The sequence below is a fragment of the Telluria sp. ZB4P36 genome (assembly GCF_059685865.1).
In genome coordinates, this window is sequence record NZ_JCASIE010000017.1 from 23,564 (window position 1) to 42,325 (window position 18,762).

Below are 18,762 nucleotides of genomic sequence, written 5' to 3' on the forward strand. Positions count from 1 at the left end.
TATGGAAATCAATCCGGCCACTGCGCGTTGATTTCGAGCGCCGCGTCCATATTCTTGATCAGCAAATCCACGTAATACGGATCCAGGTGGTGCCCCGCCACCTCGCGCAGGTGTTCGGTCACCTTGGCGGCCGGCCAGGCGTCCTTGTAGCAGCGCTTGTGGCTCAGGGCGTCGAACACGTCGGCCACCGCCACGATGCGGGCATAGGGGTGGATGGCCTCGCCCCTCAGGCCCTGCGGGTAGCCGCTGCCGTCGAACTTCTCGTGGTGCTGGTGGGCGATCACGGCCGCGGCCTTCAGGATCGGGCGCTGCGAGCCGTCGAGGATCTGCAGGCCCACGGTCGGGTGCTGCTTCATCACTTCCCACTCTTCCTCGGTCAGCTTGCCCGGCTTGAGCAGCACCGCGTCCGGCGTGGCGATCTTGCCCACGTCGTGCATCGGCGCGGCGTGCATCAGGGTCGCGGTCTCGTCTTCCGGCATGCCGGCCGCCTGGGCCAGCAGGTGGCAGACCTGGGCCATGCGGCGCACGTGGTTGCCGGCTTCGTTGGAACGCGATTCGACCACGTCGCCGAGGCGCAGGATCAGCTCCGCCTGGGTATCCGTGATCTCCTGGTTCAGCAGGATGTTGTCGAAGGCGATCGCCACGCCCGAGCAGAACACCTCGAGCAGCTGGGCGTCGATTTCCGCGATCTCTTCCACGCCCTTCAGTACCAGCAGCGAGGCCTTGCCGGTGCGGTTCGGGAAGTAGCCGACGTAGGTATCGCCATGCAGGCGCGAGATGCGGTTGTGGCGCGCGTCATCCAGTTGGGCGACCAGCTGCGGACCCATCTCGTGGCCTTCCATGTCGCCGATCTGGGCCAGCACCTCGTACTGGCTTTCGCCGGTGATCACGCTGGCGCCCTTCAGGCGCAGCAGCATGCTCTGCTCCAGGCGCAGCAGCGCCACCACCTGCTGCAGCAGGCCGTTGGCGAAATCCTTCAGGTTACGCTGCTGGAAGATGTGGGTCGAAGCGGCGATCACGCGTTCCAGGCCTTCGCGGTAGGTCTGCTGGGTGCGGCGCGCTTCCTCGACCTTCATGATGTCGCGGTAGGCGCGCAGGGCGGCGAAGGTGGTCGTGAACAGCTTGGTGCGATCGAGCTCGGTCTTTTCCTTGTAATCGTTGATGTCGTAGTCGACGATCACGCGCTCTTCCGGGGCCTGGCCCGGCTGGCCGGTGCGCAGCACGATGCGGGTGAACTGGTTGTCCAGGTCCTGGCGCATCCAGCGCGCCACCTCGAGGCCGCTGTCCTCGTTCTCCATCACCACGTCGAGGAAGACCAGCGCGATGTCGTTCTCGCGCGCCAGCACTTCCTTGGCTTCGGCGCCGCTGTAGGCGTGCACGAAGCTCAGCGCACGGCCGTCGAGGCGGAAGCGGGACAGGGTCAGCTTGGTGATGTCATGGATATCCGGCTCGTCATCGACCAGCAGAACTTTCCATGGAGCCAGCTTGGGCGCCGCGTTGGAGAGGAAGGACATAAGCTTACCTGGCGTGGGTTGATGTTTCGCAAAAGCAAGCGGCGAAATTCCTATTAAGACATAGCCGCAAGTCAAATCGATTGTAGTACGACCATCAGCCCTTAACAACAGGCAACATTAAAAGTGTTGGTTAATGATGTCACAGAGCATCAAGCACTGTTCGATCAAAAAGACAGGCAGCCGAAAACCCGTCAAATGTATCGCTTTTGGCAGCGTTCGCAGTAGAAGCTACGGCGGTTGCTGCGGCCAAGATTGGTCTTGAGGAAGGGGATATGACAGCGCGGACAGATCCGTTTCGCATGGGCGAGCCAATGCTGCTTGAGCACGTACTGGCGTTTCCATTCCAGGAAGTCGAAGGAATATTGCCGCGCTTCGTCGACGAGGGCGCGCAGTTTCGGCGCCGGCAGGGCGCCGACCGTCGACAGCGGGTGGATCCGGATGCGGAACAGCACTTCGTTCTTGATGATGTTGCCGACGCCGGAAAAGATGTCCTGGTCGAGCAGGGCGTCGCAGGCCAGCATGTCGGGCTGCGCCCGCAGCTTCTTGCGCGCCTTCTTCGGGTCCCAGGCATCCGACATGACGTCGGCACTGAAGTCGTAGGCCGCATAGGTGGCGCGGTCGATCTCCCTGACCTGGCAGGCGTAGAGGTTGAGCACATCGCCCCTGGCCGTTTCGATCGACAGGCGCGGGGTCTTGCCTTCGCGCCCTTCGTTGATGCGGTAGGTGCCGAACAGCAAAAAGTGAACGCGGACGACCATCTCCGGCGTCTCGATCAGCAGGTGCTTGCCCCAGGTATGGATCGCCTCGATGCGCTGGCCGACCAGGCGCGCCGGATCGATGGCGCAGACGTTGCCGTCGGCGCGGACGATTTCATGGCCGCTGAAGTCCTTGACCAGTTCTTTCAAAATATACAGTGACGGTCCTTCCGGCATGCTCGGCCTCCTCCCTGTCATTGTCGGTCGAGTCCGGAATATGCCCTGTGCGTAAGCTAACCTTCAGATACAAAACTTCCACAAAAGGGGCATGGAATAGCAGCGGAATGCGCGTATATTGATTGATGGGTAAAAATATTGAACAACGAAACGGAGAGAGATGAAGATGAAGTCCTTGATCGCTAGAACAGCTATCGCCGCCGTATTCGCCCTGGGTGCCGGCGCCGCCTCGGCGGCCGTGACCGTCAATTACGTCAACATGGACCAGTTCGCGGACCTGCCGAGCACCGACTGGGAGCGCGAAGAGGTGCTGAAGGGCCTCACCGACTACATCAAGAAGCTCGGCGAAGATCTGCCGGCCGGACATGACCTGACCATCAACATCTACAACGTCGACCTGGCCGGCCGCGAATATCCGGGTAACCGTGCCAGCGGCGACATGCGCGTCCTCGAAGGCAAGTCCGACTGGCCGCTGATCGAGCTGCAATACAGCCTGAGCGCCAACGGCCAGGTGATCGACAGCGGCACCGCCCAGATCAACGACGTGAGCTACATGAACCGCATGATGAAGCGTTCCCAGGAAACCGACCGCCTGCGCTACGAGAAGCGCATGCTGCAAGCCTGGTTCAAGAAGACCTTCCTGGACAAAAAGCCCGGCTGAAGCGGCTGGATGGACGAACGGCGCCGCGGCGCCGTTTTTTTTTCGCCTGCTTTCTGCTTCTAACATCTGGATACAAAACTTCGACAAACCGGGGACTGGAAAGCCGGCGCAAAGGGCGTATATTCAATATACGGATGCATATGGAACAACGAAAGGAACTGCAATGAAAGCCTTGATCGGCAAGACGGCCCTCGCGGCCGTCCTCGCGCTGGGTGCCGGCGCCGCCTCGGCGGGCGTGACCGTCAATTACGTGGAGTCCGACAAGTTTGCGGACCTGCCGTTCGCGCCATGGGAACGGAAGGAAGTGCTGGACGACCTGGCGAGCTTCTTCGCCGAACTGGGCAAGTCCCTGCCCGCCGGCCAGGACCTGACGGTGGACGTGACCGAGATCGACCTCGCCGGACGCGAGTACCCGAACTCGCGCGGCGCGCGCGACCTGCGCATCCTGAAGGGCGGCGCCGACTGGCCCATCATGGAGCTGCGCTACACCCTGAGCGCCAATGGCCAGGTGCTCACCAGCGGCAATGCCAAGCTGACCGACATGAATTACCTGGGCCGCGTCAACCGCATGTCCGACGGCGACCGCCTGCGCTACGAAAAGCGCATGATCGAGGACTGGTTCAACAAGACCATCCTGCAGAAGAAGTCCTGAGCGGTCTTTAACGGGCATGGAAAACGGCGCCGCGGCGCCGTTTTCCTTTTCTGGCTGCGGTCAGCCGTTCTTCTCGACCTTGGCGCGGGCAGCAGCCGCCTTCTCGGCCGCGGCCTTGACGATGGCCGCCGTATCCTTCACGGTGTAATCCGAGGGCACGGTGAACAGGGCGGCTGCCGGTTCCTCGCGCTTCAGGCTCTCGGTGCGGAACACGAAGTCGCCGCTGCGCGGGTCGCTGCGCTTCTGGTACACCACGGCCTTCAGTTCCGGCGAAGTCCAGGTCTCGGTGCTGACCACGATCGGGTTGCGGTTGCCGATCTCGCCGGCCGGAATCTCGTAGCTGCGCTGCACGCCGGTCGCCTTCACGCCGCTGAATTCGCGGGTGCCGAGGTCCTTGGTGTCGGCCTTCGCGGCCCATTTGTGCTCGCCGAGCGCGCCGGCAATCATCGGCGCCACCCGCGCCGCGGCGTGCGCGCCCGCCACCTGGGCGATCCGGATCTGCACGTCCTTGTGCTCGCCCGCGGCGCCGGCGGAGCGCTCGACCTGCTTGATGATCACGCGCTCGCCCTCGGGCAGCTTGCCTTCGCGGCGCAGTTCTTCGATCCTGATGCGTGCCTGGTCGGCGGCGATGCGGGCCTCGGCGCCGGCGACGCGCGCTTCGGTGGCCGATGCGCGTGCTTCGGCGGCGGCACGGGCCAGCTGGCGGGCGGCGAGCGCCGTGGTGTCGGGAGTCTTGATCTTGAGCGCGGTCTTGTCGTGCGGGCGCAGGACGTAGCGCACGCCTTCCACCGGGTCGTGGATCGTCACGAGGCTCACAGCGCCGTCTTCGTTGCGCACGTCGGTGCGAGTGCGGCCGGCGCTGTCGCGGTAGCTCATCGTGCTGGTCTTGCGGACGATCTGGTTGCCGTCGCCCAGGGTCTGGATGCGTTCCGACACCATCTCGGCGCTGTATGGCGCGTTCTTGACCATGCGGGGATTCGCCATGTGCACCATCGTCGCACCGCCGCCGGCGGCGTCGACGAAGTTCATGCCGGCGTGGAGGTCGCCGCCGCCGCGGGTGACGATGCGGCGCTCGACCTGCGGGTCGTCCTCGAAGCCCATGTCCCCGGCCAGGGCCGGTGCGAAGGCGCAGGCCAGCAGTGCTGCAATCAAGATCTTCGTGGTTTTCATCGTGTCCTCTTGTGGGTGATGGTTAAGGCCTAGTTGGTGGAAGTGAGCCGCACGGCCAGCGGATGGCCGTCTGCGGCGACAAGCATTTCGGCGCGCACGGTGTCGGCCGCGTTGTCCGGGCTGACCGTCACGCCGAGCGGCGCCAGCGCGGTGCGCGGCACCTCGGCCTCGATCAGCTGGGCATCGGGTTCGGCTTCGATCCGCTCGAGCGAATCGAGGGCGACGAAGGCGCCGCCGTTGTCGAAGCTGACCGGCGGCGGGCTGTCCACGCTCACCGCCTGGTGCGGCGACTGCGCCAGCAGCAGGACCACCGCCGTCAGCGAGCACAGGGCGCCGGCCGTGCCCCATTGCGGCAGGCTCAGGGCGTGGTACCAGCGGCGCTTCGGTGCGTGCTGCTGCGCGAAGGCCTGCAGCAGTTCTTTTTCCACGCAGCGCGGCGTGTCGATGCCGGCCAGTTCGCCGCGCAGGGCAGCGAAGGCGGCGTCGAGACCGGCGTCCGGCTGTTCGTTCCTGTCCCTGAAATTCATATCCATCTCATGCTCCATTCGTGTGGCTTGCCGGCGCGTGCGCCTGGAGGCGCTTGGCCAGGGCCGCCCTGCCGCGCGACAGGCGCGAGCGGACGGTGCCGATGTCGACCTGGCAGACCATGGCGATCTCCTGGTACGACAGCTCATGCAGTTCAAACAGGATGACCACGTCGCGGTAGTACGCCGGCAGCAGGCTCAGTGCGCGCCGCACTTGCTCGGCCGCCTCGTTGCCCAGCAGGCGGGCGAGCGGCTCGGCGCCTTCGCAGGCGATATCCAGATCCAGCTCGCCATCCTGATCCTCTTCCCCCCGGGGCTCCGGCAGCGCCACCTGGCGCTGGCGCGCCTCTTCCATTTTCAGGATGAGGTTGCGCGCCACCCCGAACAGGAAGTGCTGCAGCTGGCCGCGCAGCGGGTCGAAACCGAAACGCCGGGTCAGCAGGCCCATGAAGGATTCCTGCACCACGTCGGCCGCCATGTCCGCCGCGCCGCAGCGCATCAGCGCATAGCGGTACAGCGGTCCCTGGTGGCGCCGGTACAGTGCCGTGAAGGCGTCGGCGCGGCCCGCATGCGTCTGGCGCAGCAGTTCGTGGTCGGCGGTGTCGGGTGGAAGGGCGGTCATGGTCGTCATCTTTACCTGTATTCCGCCGGCGGGAAGGAAAAGTTCCAACTATTTTGGAGGCCGCCTGAAACAATCCGCGTGTTTTTGGGAGGCGAAACTTTGCTATCGTCCGGAGGACGAGCAGCCCCCAGACAGGAGCGACCATGAAAATTGCAGTGTTGGCGATCGCGGCCGCCCTGAGCGTCACCGACGCCGGCGCCTGCCCCCAGCTGAATCAGCTGGCGGAGCGCCATGGGATCACGTCCGGCGGCTTCATCACCACCATCCCGGCCGTGGCGCATCCGAGCCCGTCGAAGGAGGGGCGTTTGCTGCACCTGTCGATCAACAGGGTGGAACTCGTCAGCGACGGATTCCGGTACAAGATCCTGTTCGACAGCGCCACGCGCAAGCTGTGGATCCTGCGCACCGGGGGCTTTGCGGACGAGCGTCAGTGGTACGGTCCGGTGGACGCCGGTGACGCCAGGCTCGAGGAGTGCCCGGCCGAAGCCGAGCGGATCCGGATTCGTGAGCCCCTCCCGCAGAGCTGAACGCTTTTAATCTACCCAGTTCACCCGGTCGAACTTGCCGCGGAACTCTTCCGGCATGACGACGACCTCGCTGGTCTTGTAGTTGAAGAAGACGAAGCCCGACTTGGCCATGGCGATCAGCTTGCGGTCGCGCGGGCGGGTGATGCGGAAGATGATGTCGCCGCCGTACTTGTTGAAGTCCATGACCCCCACCTCGAACAGCAGCTGGTCGCGCGCATGCGCCTCGGCGCGGTAGGTCGTGGCCAGGTCGGTGACGATGATGCCGGTGCCGTCGCGTTCGGTCTCGGCGACGCCGAACTCGAACAGGAAGCGCGCCCGCGCCTCGGAAATCATCGAGATCATCGAATCATTGCCGAGGTGGTTGCCGGCGTTGATGTCGGTGACGCGCACCGACATCGGGGTGGAATAGTAGAACTGGTCTTCGGGGAAGGAGAGTTGTAATCGTGCCATTTCTCTATTGTAAGCTCATGGAGTCGCGGATCGTCCAATTCTATAGACGATACCGCGCGACGTCATGAGATACAGCTCGCCCTGTCCATCCTGTCCGAAGGAGACCACGTTGCCGATGTCGCCCACGCTCCAGTCGCGCTGCTCGCTGACGTTGCCGCCGCCGGCAAGGAAGCTCTTGAGGAAGCCGCCGCAGTAATCGGAATAGAAATAGCGTCCCTGCAGACCCGGAATCGCACTGCCGCGGTAGACGAAGCCGCCCGTGATCGAGCAGCCGTTGGCGTCGTTGGTCCCGTGGTCGTATTCGAAAACGGGCAGGGTCAGGCCTGCGCGGTCGCAGGTGGCGGCGTTGTAGCACAGCGTGCCCTCCATGGTGTTCCAGCCGTAGTTGAGGCCGGCCGCACCGGCGGCGCCGATGTTGACTTCCTCGCGCCGGTCCTGGCCGACGTCGCTGAGGTAGAGCTGGCTCCCGTCGAAGCTGAAGCGCCAGGGGTTGCGCAGTCCGGCGGCCCAGATCTCGGCGCGCCGGCCGGCCTGGTTGAGGTAGGGATTGCCGGCCGGGATCGCATACGGCTGGGCGGCGCTGGCGTTGCGCACGTCGATCCGCAGCAGCTTGCCCAGCAGGGAATTCAGGTTCTGGCCGTTGCGGTTCGGATCGCCCGCGCCGCCGCCGTCGCCGGTGCCGAGATACAGGTTACCGTCCGGGCCGAAGGCGACCTGGCCGCCGAAATGGTTGGTGAAGCCGGGGTGGGGGATGCGCAGGATGACCAGGCTTGAGGTCGGATCGGCCAGGTTCGGATTGCTGCCGGCGCTGAAGCGCTCGATCACGATGTTCTGCTGCGGATCGGTGTAGTAGAGGTAGAAGTAGCGGTTGCTGGCGAACTGCGGGTCGAAGGCCATCGACAGCAGGCCGCCTTCGCCGCCCGTGAAGACGCGGCTGCTGATGTCGAGGAAGGGCGCGCTCAGGGTATTGCCGTTGTCGACGATGCGGATGCGGCCCGGCCGTTCGACCACGAACAGGCGTGCGTCGCCCGCCGGAGCGGTGAGGAAGGTCGGGTTGTCGAGGTTGGAGGCCACCTGGCTCAGCGCGATGTTCACCGGCGCGCCGCCGTAGGCCACCGTGACGCTGGCGGTGGCGCCGGCCGTAACGACCGCGCTCTGGGTGGTGGGCGAGGCCGTGTAGGTGGTGCCGCCGGCAGTGACGGGGGCGGCGGTCACGGTGTAGCTGCCGGGCGCCAGGCCGGTCAGGGTCTGCGAGGCGGTGAGGTCTTGCTGGAAATTGCTGGGTCCGTTGACGCGTATCGAGGCGTTGGTGCCCGTGGGCAGGCCGCTGGCGGTGACTGCCAGGGTGCCGGTGGTGGCCGCCGGCGGCGGATTCGGGTTCGGCCCCGGGCCCACGGTGCCGGGATTGCCGCCGCCGCCTCCGCAGGCTGTCAGGCAGAAGGAAATGACGATCAACAAGGTGGTCCAGGCACGCATGACAGCCTCCAGGAAGCGGCACATCGGTAGCCCATTGTGCAGCGAAGCGGCAAGCTATGCCATTGAAATCCGCCTGCCGTGCGCGCCTCCTAGCGGGTCAGGCGGTACATCAATAGTGCGGCCCGGATCGCGGAACGCTCCAGCGAAGTCAGGTCGACCCGCTCGTTCGGCGAGTGCGCGCCGCCGCCGCTGGCGCCCAGGCCGTCCAGGCTGTCGATGATGGGCGCAATGAACTGGATGTCGCCGGCGCCGCGCGCCGTCGGCGGCACCGTCCCGACTGCGCCCAGGCCGGCGTCCAGGCTGGCCTGCGAATACAGTTCCAGCAGTTTCACATTGCCCGGCGTGACCGCCATCGGCGGATAGGAATCGCGGAAGGAAATGCTGGCGCTGGCGCCCGGCAGGCTGTGCGCGACAATCTCGCGCATGCGCGCGTGGGCGCGGTCGCGCTGGGCGTAGTCGAGGTAGCGCAGGTCGCCGCGCACGGTCACCGTGTTGGCGATGACATTGGTCTTGCCGGCCGCCGCGCCCTTGGCATTGGCTTCGTCGAAGGCGACGTCGGTGCCGCCCAGGATCACGCCCGGATTGAAGGTCAGGCCCGGCTCGACCACCTGCTGGCGGAAGCCGTCGAGGATGCGCGCGGCCTCGTACACGGCGCCATAGCCGCCGGGGCCGAACACGCCCTGCGAATGGCCCTGCCGTCCCTTGACGTCGAGGTCGAAGCTGGCGGTGGCGCGCCGTCCCACCGTGGCCATGGGCTGGCCCTCCGGACCGGTGACGGCGCCTTCGAAGCTGAGCGCGACGTCGCTGCGTTTCGCCAGTTCGACCATGTCGCGGCGCGAGACCTCGCGCGGGTGGCCGGCGTCTTCCTCGTCGCCGGTGAACATCACGGTCACGGTGGCATTGTCCAGCGCACCGGCGCGGTGCAGGGCGCGCAGTGCGGCGATCACGACCACGTTCCCGCCCTTCATGTCGCCGACGCCCTGGCCGCGTGCGCTGTCGCCCTCGCGTTCCCACAGCGGACCGGGCGCATCCTGCTCGAACACGGTGTCGAGGTGGCCGAGCAGCAGCAGGCGCTTGCCCTGTTTGCCCATGCGGTTGGCGACGAGGTGGCCGGCGCGTTTCATGTCGCCCGGCATGTCGATCCACACGGTCTTGAAGCCCAGCGCTTCCAGCTCTTGTCGATAGACGTCGCCGACGGCGCGGACGCCCGCCAGGTTGAAGGTGCCGCTGTTGATGCGCGCGCTGCGCTCGAGCAGCTTGATCGCCTCCGGTTGCCAGGCCTTGACCTCGTCGGCGATGCGCTGCTCGACGGGCGACAGGCCCTGGGCCTGGGCGGCCGTGGCGAGCAGGACGCTCAGGACGAAGGAGAGGGCGAGCTTGCGCGGCATGTCGGCATCCTGTGTAATGAAGATATGCAACTTTACTAGCTTCTCACCCTGATGCACACTGCAAAGTCTCATCGCGAAAGGTTTGCCATGGCCAAGCTCGTATTCGGAATGAACCAGTCGCTGGACGGCTACGTCGACCACATGGCGTTTGCGCCCAGCACGCAGCTGTTCCGCCACTTCATCGAGGAGGCGCGGGCGCAGACGGGCAGCCTGTACGGCCGCCGCATCTACGAGATCATGCGCTACTGGGACGAGGAGCATCCCGAATGGGATGCCGACCGACAGGCTTTTGCGGCGGCATGGCGCAGGCAGCCGAAGTGGGTGGTGTCGCATTCGCTCGAAGCGGTCGGCCCGAACGCCAAGCTGCTCGAGGGCGATCTGGCGGACGCGATCCGTAAGCTGAAAGCCGAACACGACGGAGAAATCGAAGTCGCCGGGCCGGACCTGGCGCGCAGCCTCACCGAGCTCGGCCTGATCGACGAATACCGCATCTACCTGCACCCCGTCGTGCTTGGGCAGGGCAAGCCCTATTTCGCCGGACCGCGGCCAAGGCTGCGCCTGGTGGCACACGACCGGATCGACGAGGATGTGATCAGGCTGCGCTACGTTCCCGCCTGATCCTGGGCTTGATGGAAAGAGATTTGCCGGATTTAAATAATGCTAATCTAGGTGCTTTCATCACGCGAGGACGATCATGTTCAAGAAACTGGCGGCGGAAGCACTGGGCATCAGCGATATCGGCGTCATCGTCGGACCTGCGGACTACAGCAAGGTCGATGCCGACGATTACCTGTTCAATGAAGACGGCGAACAGATCTTCTTCCTCATCAAGAGCAAGAAAGATGAATACTGCTTCACCAACCTCGCGCTGATCCACGTGGACGGCGACTCGGCCGTGTCCTCGAAGCGTTCGATCAAGCGCTACGACTATGCGACGCACCAGATCTCCGCCGTCAGCATCGAGACCGCCGGTACGCTGGATATGGATGTCGAACTCAAGTTCAATGTCGACAACACGGTGTTTTCGATCGACGTGAAGAAGACCTTTATCGAACAGCTCAAGGACATCTACAAGGCGCTGATCTCGATCGGCAAGCAGCAGAAGCGCGATGCCGCGTCCCGCGACAATGCGCTGCGTGCGCTGGATGCCACGGCGTCGGTGCACAAGCTGAATGTCGCCCACGGCGAAGGCGGGCTGGTTGCCCTGTACAGCGATCTGCTGGAGGCCTTGAATACGGCGATGTTCGAGACGCACACCAAGCGCGATTTCAGTGATGTGTTTGCGAAGTACATTCACAACTGAGTTCACGACGGAAAGTCGTTGGGCGACAAGTCACTTAATAAGTGAGTTGTCGCGCTGGCGATGTCGTGGCTGATATTGGTGATGTGGGAGCGGTGGCGTCATGACCCATGCAGCGTCGCAAGGTGAATCGTTGATGTCTGTTGATGTGCAGAGAATCGGCTTTGGTGGAGGCTGCCATTGGTGTACCGAAGCCGTGTTCGCTGCTCTTCGCGGCGTTATCCGCGTGGAGCAGGGGTTTATCCGGGCCGACGCGCCCGACGACAATTTCTCCGAAGCCGTGCTGCTCACCTTTCAACCAGACAAAATCTCGCTTGGGTCCTTGATCGAGATCCATTTGCGGACGCATTCAAGCACATCGAACCACTCCATGCGGCGCAAGTATCGCAGCGCGGTGTATGTGATGGATGAGGTCCAGGCCGAGGCTGCACGGCGGGTCCTGATAGAAGTCGGGCCAGGATTCGATGTGCCTCTTGTCACCCGAATCCTTCCCTTTCGAACCTTCACAGCATCGGATGAGCGCTTTCAGCGCTATTCTGAAAAGAATGCCGGCGGCCCCTTTTGCACCACCTATATCGACCCGAAGCTGGCGCTACTGAGAAAGGAATTCGGCGGTTTACTGAGGTCGGCAGGTGAGTAGCCGCGAATCCTGACGCGTGCGAACTTCCGAGATCGGTTCCATTTGAAGCCCTTGACGTTGCGCAGGTACAGGAAGCACAAGCCGAAGCCCCAGTTACGCTGGTTGTTCGTCAGCCGTACCAGCCAGTCGGCAATGAGGACGTTTTCCGCGTTCAGCTTGGCCTTGTACCGGTAGCAGGTCTGGCTGATGCCAAATGCCTGGCACGCCAGCTTGACCGTCGCTGAGCGCTCCGTTACCGCCCATTGCGCCATCTCCCGCCGCTGAGATGGCGCTACCATTTTTTTGTGAGCGCCTCCGCGACGATCTCGGCCTTGAGGCGTTCCTCGACATACATCTTCTTGAGTCGCCGGTTCTCCTCCTCCAGCTCCCACGGTCGAGAGCAGACGCTACCGAATGTCTGTTTCGCTTCCCCAGAAAGCAGCGGAAACGCCGTGCTCATCTGAATGTTTCCACCACTTCCAAGCGCCGGTTGCGCCTACAATATCGAGAAACACACCGACAGGTTACAGATGCCGAAAATCGCCTTCGAAACGCTGATGCGCCTGGCCCAGGCCTCCGCCTCGGTGACCGCGCCGTGCAGCTGCAACAAGGAATCGCTCACCGCCTGGCGCGCCTTGCCCTTGGGTCTGGAACTGGACCGCTTCGAAGAAGTCGGCACCCTGTTCGACGATCCTTACGACGAACCGACCTTCGCCGAGTTTCATCCGGCCGGTACGCGCTACGACAGCGACGCCGCCCCGATCGCCCCCGCCTTCTACCCCTATAACCGCTGCGCCGTGGCGCGCTGCCTCGACTGCGGCCGGCACTACCTGCGCTACAACGAGGCCGGCGGTTACTTCACGGAATTGCGCATCCGCGCCCTACAACCCGAATTGATCGTCGATCCGCCGGCCGGCGCTTGATGGTCAAGCGCCAAACACTAAGTTGTCCCAAATAGTTCACGGAATAGCCGAAACGGGAGCAGTCAGCCATTTCGGGCCCCAAGCACACCTTCCACAGAAGGTGAACATCATCTGAACATTGAAGGATGCACTTCTCATGAATGACGCCTTGACGATTTCCGTGCCTCGCCTTCACACAGATAGGCTTACGCTTCGGGAATATCGTGTCGAAGACTTCGAACCATTTGCAGATCATTTGTCGAATGCTGAAAGCTCGGCCCATTTAGGCTCGGCAGACCGTCAGACCGCTTGGCGCATCTTCAACTCGCATGCCGGATTATGGCTCCTGAACCAGGCCGGTTGGTGGTCAATAGAGGACCGGCAGACAGGTCGGCTGGTTGGCAGCGTGGGAGCTTTCTTCCGCTACGAATCAACTGTGATGGAGATGGGGTGGAATACCTATCGCGCATTCTGGGGAAAAGGCATTGCGAACGAAGCGGCGGCGGCAGTCTTGAATTATGCCTTCGAGGTTCGGCGTGAGCCGAAGCTTCGGGCACTGATTGCTTCTGGCAATGAATCATCGCGTCGTGTTGCCGAGCGCCTGGGTATGACCTACGAAATGAAAACTGAGCTGAACGGCAAGGAAGTCAATAGTTACATGCGTGAGCGTACCTGAGGCGGCTGCGATCGGCGCATTCAGCCGCCGCCCAGCGCAATCCGCGTCGGCGCATCCCGCTCCACCCGCAGCGATTCGCCCTCCAGGATCAGCTCCGTCACCTGAATCGTGCTGCGCCGCTGCTCGACTCCATCCTTTTTTGCGTCCGCCCCATGGCGCCCCGGATGCGTAAAGTAGAACAGCCACGCCCGGTCGCCCTTGACCACGACGTCGCAATGCCCACCGATGACGCCGTCGTCGATGCCCGTTCCCGGCTGTTGCAGCAGGTTGCCCGGCTGGCGCGTCCAGGTGCGCGCATCCTGTGAGCGGTACACGGCCAGGCCGCGCCAGACGTCGGTGATCATCCACCACGCGCCGCGCCACTGGAACACCTTCGGTCCTTCGCCGGCCTGGTCGGACACCACCTTGCCGCGGTCGGTCCAGGTGACCAGGTCCGGGCTGTCGGCGTAGTAGATCGACTTGTGATCGCGCTCGTTGTTGTACCACATGCGCCAGCCACCGCCGGGCAGGCGGGCGACGCCTGCGTCGATGACGCGGTCCGAGGCGAGCGGGATCTCGCGCGCATTGCGCCAGGTGCGCAGGTCGGTGCTGGTGAGGTGGACGATGCGGCGCGGGTGGTTCCAGTCCGTGAACACGCCCGGCACCACGGTCAGGAACATGTGGTAGCTGCCGTCGTCGGCGCGCACCACGTCGGGCGCCCAGTGGGTCGGCTCGGCGCCGGCCAGCGCCGCCGGCAGCTCGATGTCGGCGGTGCCGAGGTAGCTCCAGCTGGCGCCCTCGTCGCGCGATTCGGCGATGCCGATCCGGGTGCCATGTATCCACGACACCCCTGGCAGACCCGTGGCCGTGGCGCGGCGGTTGGTATAGAACATCCACCAACTGCCGCGTGCGGGGTTGCGGATGAGGACGGGATCGGCGGCGCCGTCGAACACCGGATCGCGGAACAGCGGCTTGGCGGCGATCCTGCCGGGTTCAGCCACCACCTGCTGGACCGGGCTGGCCGGTGCGGTTTGCGCAGCTGCGTGCGCACTGGCGAACATGGAAGCACAAACGAGGCAGCGCAGCAGGGGTGTCATCGGCATGGGGGGCGTAAGGAGCAGGGCAGGGCCCCAGTATCTGCATGCACGCCCGGCCCCGTCAATCCTGACGGAGCAGCTTGAAGAAAGAATCACGTAGCTGATCAGTTTTTTCCGGTTTAACGCTTTCTTAACGCGCCGCTAACGTCTGGATAATGCTGAGCTGTCCAGGATAAGGCGCCAGCCAGGGGCAGTGCGCTCCTGCTTATTCAAGCAGCTTTAGATCGGTAGAAATGGTCGTTCGAACCTCAGGTATCCGCAGCAAAATTCAATCATGCGGGGAGCGGCTCGCGCGCATCACCAGATGGGCCGGGCCCTATGCCGGGATCCTGCAGATGCTGATGATCGGGCTCGCCCTCCTGTCCCTGTCGCGCATCGCGCTCGTGATCTGGCAGTGGGAGAGGGTGCAGGCCACAGGCCTGTCCAGCCTGATGTTGATCCAGGGCGTACGTGCCGACCTGATTGTGCTGGGCTATTTCGCGGCAATCCCGCTATTGATCGCACCCCTCGCCGCGCACCGGTCTTCCGCACGCTTCTGGAACGCCTTTGTCGCGTACTGGGGGACCTTCGCCCTTATCTTCATCCTCTTCATGGAACTGTCGTCGCCGCAGTTCATCATGCAGTACGATGTCCGCCCCAACCGCCTGTTCATCGAATACCTGGCTTACCCGCGCGAGGTGTTCGCCACCTTGTGGAAGGGCTTCCGCGTGGCGCTGATCGGCGGCGTCTGCATGACCCTCCTTCTCGGTGCGGCAATCGTCGTCCTGCTGCGCCGCGCATCGACCGATACGGCCATGTGGCCCGCGCGTAAGCTGCTCCTGGTCTGGCCGCTGGCATGCCTCGCCGTATTCATGCAGGTACGCTCGACGACCGGGCATCGCCCGGCCAACCCGGCGATGTTCGCCCTCACCGGCGACGCCATGGTGAATTCCCTGATCATCAATTCGGGGTGGTCGGTCCTGACGGCCTGGCGCTCGATGCAGAATGAGGCGGTTTCCTCCGAGATCTATGGCGATATGCCACGCGAGCGGGTACTGGCGGAAGTGAGGGCGGCGCCCTGGCTGCGCGACGCGCGCTTCGACAACAGCGCGCTTCCCACGATGCACCGGCAGGAAGCCGCGATCGCGCGTCCACGCCCGCTCAATCTGGTGATCATTCTGCAGGAAAGCCTGGGCGCGACCTTCGTCGAATCGCTCGGTGGATTGCCTGTCACGCCCGAGCTCGAGAAGCTCAAGCATGAAGGATGGTGGTTCGAGCAGATGTACGCGACGGGCACGCGCTCGGTCCGCGGCATCGAGGCGGTGGTGGCCGGCTACGCGCCCACGCCGGCACGCAGCGTCGTCAAGCTGTCGCTGGCCCAGCAGAACTTCTATACGCTGGCGGCGGGACTGGGGCAGCAGGGTTATCACACCGAGTTCGTGTATGGCGGAGAAGCGCATTTCGACAATATGCGCAGCTTCTTTACCGGAAACGGCTTCCAGAAAATCGTCGACATGAAGGAAATGCGGCCCGCCTTTATCGGAAGCTGGGGCGCATCGGATGAAGACCTGTTCGACAAATCGCTGGAACGTCTCGCGCAGCTGCACGCTGAAAAGAAGCCCTTCTTCAGCCTGATCTTTACCTCATCCAACCACGAACCCTTCGAATTCCCGGACGGGAAAATCGCACTGCACGATCCGGTCAAGCAGACGGTGAACAACGCAGTCAAGTATGCCGATTTCGCCCTCGGAAAATTTATTCGACAAGCAAAGAAGGAAGCGTACTGGAAAGACACGGTCTTCCTGATCGTTGCCGATCACGATAATCGGGTATATGGCAATAGCCTGGTGCCGATCAAGAAATTTCATATCCCGGCGCTGATCCTCGGTGCCGATGTCCAGCCGAAGCGCATCGACAGCATTGCAAGCCAGATCGATCTTGCTCCTACCCTGCTGTCGCTGCTCGGCGTGTCGAGCGAGCATCCGATGATCGGCCGGGATTTCGTTCGTGACAGCACAGCCCCCGGCCGTGCCCTCATGCAGTTCAACAATTACTATGCCTGGCTGGAGGGTGGATCGGCGACCATCCTGCGTCCGGGGCAGTCGCCGCTGCAGGCGGACTACCACGCCGCTACCGGTATACTGGATACAAATACGGGCACCCCGGACCAGCAGCGGGTCGCCAGGGCGATGGCGCATGTGATGCTGCCGTCGCTGCTCTACCGCGAGCAACGCTACCGTTTGCCGCGTTGAACCGGCGTTCCGCCTGATTGCTCTAGAATAGCCGCATGCGCGTCCTCATCGTCGAAGATCACCCCGATATCCTCGCCAATCTCTACGGCTTCCTGGAACCGAAGGGCTACCAGCTCGACTCCGCCCGCAACGGCTATGGCGGACTCGCGCTCGCCTCCGAGCATGACTACGACGTGATCGTTCTCGACGTCATGCTGCCCGGCCTGAACGGGCTGGAGCTGTGCCAGAAGCTGCGCACGGAACTCGGCAAGCTGACGCCGGTGCTGATGCTGACGGCGCGCGATACCCTGTCCGACAAGGTCGCGGGTTTCGACAGCGGCGCCGACGACTACCTGGTCAAGCCGTTCTCGCTGGTCGAACTCGAAGTGCGCCTGAAGGCGCTGGTACGCCGTTCCGCAGCCAGCCATACGGTCCACGCGGCCATGCGCTTCGGTGAACTCAGCTTCGAGCCCGATACCCAGGAAGCCTCGCGCGCCGGCGTTCCCGTGGTGCTGACGAAAACCGGCTACACCTTGCTGCGCTGCCTGCTCGCCGCCGCCCCGCGCATCGTGACGCGCGAGTCGCTCGAACATGCGGTCTGGGGCGACAACCGGCCCGACAGCGATGCGCTGCGCACGCATATCCACGCCCTGCGCCAGGCGATCGACAAACCCTTCGCCACGCCCATGCTGAAGACGGTTGCCGGCGTCGGTTACAAACTGGTGCAGCCGGATGCCCCGGCTGGCGAGGACTCCGTCGCGGCGCGCGATGAAAAGCGCTGATTCGCTGCAGCGGCGCATCATCGTCGCCTTCCTGTTGTTCGGCATCGGCGCCTCGGTGTGTTTTGCGCTGATCGCCGCCCTGGCGGTGGAAGGCATCGAGGTGGAGCTGGTGGACAAGCGCCTCGAGGCCGCCGTTGCCTGGGCCGCGCCGCGGCAGGCGGCGGGACTCGACGTCGACATGCCGGCCGGCCTGCGCTTCCACCGCGGTGCGGCGATTCCCCGGGCGCTGCGCAATCTGGCGGACGGCGTGCACAAGGTCGACGTCGGCGATACGCGCCTGCACGTCCTGGCCGGACAGGATGCGCGCGGCAGCTGGGTGCTGGTCGACCATGAGAGCGATTACGACAAGATCGAAGTAGTGGTGTATTCGATGTTTGCCGCAGCCTTCGCCGGCTTCCTGCTGCTGGCCGCCATGCTGGGCCGCTTCCTGGGCAGGCGGGTGGTGACACCCATCCGCGAGCTGGCGCAGTCGGTCGGCAACGACACGGCGCCGGCCGCCCTCACGGGGCGCAAGGATGAACTGGGTGTGCTGGCGCGCGCGCTCGAGGCGCATACCAGCGAGCTGCGTGCCTTCCTCGATCGCGAGCGCTATTTCACCGGGGACGTCAGCCACGAATTGCGCAGCCCGCTGACCGTCATCATGGGCGCAGCCGAGATCCTGATGCAGAGAGCCGACTCCCCCGCCGTGAGCGCACCGGCCGAGCGGATCTATCGGGCGGCGCGTGAAGCGGCCGAATGCATCACCGTGCTGCTCCTGCTGGCTCGCGCGCCGGAACTCGGCGACCAGGCTCCCGTTGCCATCGACGACATCGCGGAAGACGAAGTCGAGAAATACCGGCCGCTGGTCGCGGGCAAGCCGGTCTCCATCCATTTTGCCGATGGCCCCGCGCTGGCGGTGCGCGCGCCACGCGAACTGTGCGCCGCCGCGATCGGCAACCTGGTGCGTAATGCCTGCCAGTACACCGACCAGGGGGAAGTCAGGGTCGTGCTGCTGCCCGGTGCGGTCGTCGTCGAGGACACCGGGCCGGGCCTGCCGCCCGCCGTCGTCGCGACCCTCGGCCGCGGCGGCGCCAGCCCGTCGACCGGATCGTCGGGCACAGGCCTGGGCCTTGCCCTGGTGCGCCGCATCTGCGAGTTCCTGGATGCCGGCTTCGCCTACGCGGAACGCGAGGGCGGCGGCAGCCGCTTTACTATTACCTTTCCCAAGGCCCTGACGAAAACTTAACGCCGCGCTGACGGAGCGATCACGGCCGTCACACTAAGCTTCACCGGTCACAATAT

At 64.1% G+C, this 18,762-nt stretch carries 20 protein-coding genes and 1 pseudogene; 11 read left to right on the top strand and 10 right to left on the bottom strand.

Annotation, left to right across the window (positions count from 1 at the left end):
* Positions 1–8: 8 nt before the first annotated feature.
* Positions 9–1,514: an HD domain-containing phosphohydrolase gene (locus tag AC56LK_RS19405; RefSeq protein ID WP_497186121.1), complete on the bottom strand. Its 1,506-nt coding sequence runs from the start codon at positions 1,512–1,514 to the stop codon at positions 9–11.
* Between the two features lie 191 nt (positions 1,515–1,705).
* Entirely contained in the window at positions 1,706–2,446 is a 741-nt protein-coding gene (locus AC56LK_RS19410; RefSeq protein ID WP_497186122.1) for a DNA-formamidopyrimidine glycosylase family protein, read from the bottom strand.
* A gap of 166 nt (positions 2,447–2,612) precedes the next feature.
* Here AC56LK_RS19410 and AC56LK_RS19415 point away from each other — a divergent pair, with 166 nt between their 5' ends.
* Complete coding sequence (locus tag AC56LK_RS19415; protein ID WP_497186123.1) at positions 2,613–3,107, top strand: DUF3016 domain-containing protein; 495 nt, start codon at positions 2,613–2,615, stop codon at positions 3,105–3,107.
* Between the two features lie 163 nt (positions 3,108–3,270).
* Positions 3,271–3,759: a DUF3016 domain-containing protein gene (locus tag AC56LK_RS19420; protein ID WP_436107736.1), complete on the top strand. Its 489-nt coding sequence runs from the start codon at positions 3,271–3,273 to the stop codon at positions 3,757–3,759.
* 60 nt (positions 3,760–3,819) lie between these two features.
* Here the strand turns inward: AC56LK_RS19420 and AC56LK_RS19425 are convergent, their stop codons facing one another.
* The 3 genes from AC56LK_RS19425 to AC56LK_RS19435 are packed head-to-tail and all read right to left on the bottom strand — an operon-like array spanning position 3,820 to position 6,075.
* Entirely contained in the window at positions 3,820–4,929 is a 1,110-nt protein-coding gene (locus tag AC56LK_RS19425; RefSeq protein ID WP_497186124.1) for a hypothetical protein, read from the bottom strand.
* A 29-nt stretch (positions 4,930–4,958) separates the two neighbouring features.
* Entirely contained in the window at positions 4,959–5,456 is a 498-nt protein-coding gene (locus AC56LK_RS19430; protein WP_497186125.1) for a hypothetical protein, read from the bottom strand.
* Between the two features lie 7 nt (positions 5,457–5,463).
* A complete protein-coding gene (locus AC56LK_RS19435; protein ID WP_497186126.1) occupies positions 5,464–6,075 on the bottom strand; it encodes an RNA polymerase sigma factor in 612 nt (203 codons plus the stop codon).
* A gap of 143 nt (positions 6,076–6,218) precedes the next feature.
* Here AC56LK_RS19435 and AC56LK_RS19440 point away from each other — a divergent pair, with 143 nt between their 5' ends.
* Positions 6,219–6,602: a hypothetical protein gene (locus AC56LK_RS19440; RefSeq protein WP_497186127.1), complete on the top strand. Its 384-nt coding sequence runs from the start codon at positions 6,219–6,221 to the stop codon at positions 6,600–6,602.
* Between the two features lie 6 nt (positions 6,603–6,608).
* Here AC56LK_RS19440 and AC56LK_RS19445 read toward each other — a convergent pair whose 3' ends face one another.
* From AC56LK_RS19445 to AC56LK_RS19455, 3 genes are all read right to left on the bottom strand, one after another.
* A complete protein-coding gene (locus AC56LK_RS19445; protein ID WP_497186128.1) occupies positions 6,609–7,052 on the bottom strand; it encodes a thioesterase family protein in 444 nt (147 codons plus the stop codon).
* A gap of 15 nt (positions 7,053–7,067) precedes the next feature.
* On the bottom strand, positions 7,068–8,528 hold the full coding sequence (locus tag AC56LK_RS19450) for a PQQ-dependent sugar dehydrogenase (protein ID WP_497186129.1): 1,461 nt from the start codon (positions 8,526–8,528) through the stop codon (positions 7,068–7,070).
* Positions 8,529–8,617: 89 nt separating this feature from the next.
* Positions 8,618–9,916, bottom strand: coding sequence for a M20/M25/M40 family metallo-hydrolase (locus tag AC56LK_RS19455; RefSeq protein ID WP_497186130.1), 1,299 nt, complete (start codon positions 9,914–9,916; stop codon positions 8,618–8,620).
* Positions 9,917–10,003: 87 nt separating this feature from the next.
* On the opposite strand from AC56LK_RS19455, the gene AC56LK_RS19460 reads away from it, so the two are divergent.
* The 3 genes from AC56LK_RS19460 to AC56LK_RS19470 all read left to right on the top strand — a co-directional run bounded on the left by AC56LK_RS19460 (position 10,004) and on the right by AC56LK_RS19470 (position 11,856).
* Positions 10,004–10,534: a dihydrofolate reductase family protein gene (locus AC56LK_RS19460; RefSeq protein WP_497186131.1), complete on the top strand. Its 531-nt coding sequence runs from the start codon at positions 10,004–10,006 to the stop codon at positions 10,532–10,534.
* Positions 10,535–10,610: 76 nt separating this feature from the next.
* Positions 10,611–11,219 carry a PH domain-containing protein gene (locus AC56LK_RS19465; RefSeq protein WP_497186132.1) on the top strand — a complete coding sequence of 203 codons (609 nt, stop codon included), beginning with the start codon at positions 10,611–10,613 and terminating at the stop codon, positions 11,217–11,219.
* A 100-nt stretch (positions 11,220–11,319) separates the two neighbouring features.
* Positions 11,320–11,856 (top strand): peptide-methionine (S)-S-oxide reductase, encoded by a 537-nt coding sequence (locus AC56LK_RS19470; protein ID WP_497186133.1) that lies wholly within the window; start codon positions 11,320–11,322, stop codon positions 11,854–11,856.
* A gap of 20 nt (positions 11,857–11,876) precedes the next feature.
* Here the strand turns inward: AC56LK_RS19470 and AC56LK_RS19475 are convergent.
* Positions 11,877–12,293 (bottom strand): annotated as a pseudogene (locus AC56LK_RS19475) (IS3 family transposase); the annotation flags it as partial.
* A gap of 72 nt (positions 12,294–12,365) precedes the next feature.
* Here AC56LK_RS19475 and AC56LK_RS19480 point away from each other — a divergent pair.
* Entirely contained in the window at positions 12,366–12,758 is a 393-nt protein-coding gene (locus AC56LK_RS19480) for a hypothetical protein (RefSeq protein WP_497186134.1), read from the top strand.
* A gap of 136 nt (positions 12,759–12,894) precedes the next feature.
* Positions 12,895–13,413 carry a GNAT family N-acetyltransferase gene (locus tag AC56LK_RS19485; RefSeq protein ID WP_497186135.1) on the top strand — a complete coding sequence of 173 codons (519 nt, stop codon included), beginning with the start codon at positions 12,895–12,897 and terminating at the stop codon, positions 13,411–13,413.
* 20 nt (positions 13,414–13,433) lie between these two features.
* Here the strand turns inward: AC56LK_RS19485 and AC56LK_RS19490 are convergent, their stop codons facing one another.
* Entirely contained in the window at positions 13,434–14,453 is a 1,020-nt protein-coding gene (locus AC56LK_RS19490) for a hypothetical protein (RefSeq protein ID WP_497186136.1), read from the bottom strand.
* 377 nt (positions 14,454–14,830) lie between these two features.
* Here AC56LK_RS19490 and AC56LK_RS19495 point away from each other — a divergent pair, with 377 nt between their 5' ends.
* The 3 genes from AC56LK_RS19495 to AC56LK_RS19505 are packed head-to-tail and all read left to right on the top strand — an operon-like array spanning position 14,831 to position 18,706.
* Positions 14,831–16,720, top strand: a complete 1,890-nt coding sequence (locus tag AC56LK_RS19495; RefSeq protein WP_497186137.1) for an LTA synthase family protein — start codon at positions 14,831–14,833, stop codon at positions 16,718–16,720.
* 35 nt (positions 16,721–16,755) lie between these two features.
* Complete coding sequence (locus tag AC56LK_RS19500) at positions 16,756–17,481, top strand: response regulator transcription factor (RefSeq protein WP_436107724.1); 726 nt, start codon at positions 16,756–16,758, stop codon at positions 17,479–17,481.
* Positions 17,468–18,706 (top strand): sensor histidine kinase, encoded by a 1,239-nt coding sequence (locus AC56LK_RS19505; protein ID WP_497186138.1) that lies wholly within the window; start codon positions 17,468–17,470, stop codon positions 18,704–18,706. Before AC56LK_RS19500 ends, AC56LK_RS19505 begins: the two co-directional genes overlap by 14 nt.
* Positions 18,707–18,762: the final 56 nt, after the last annotated feature.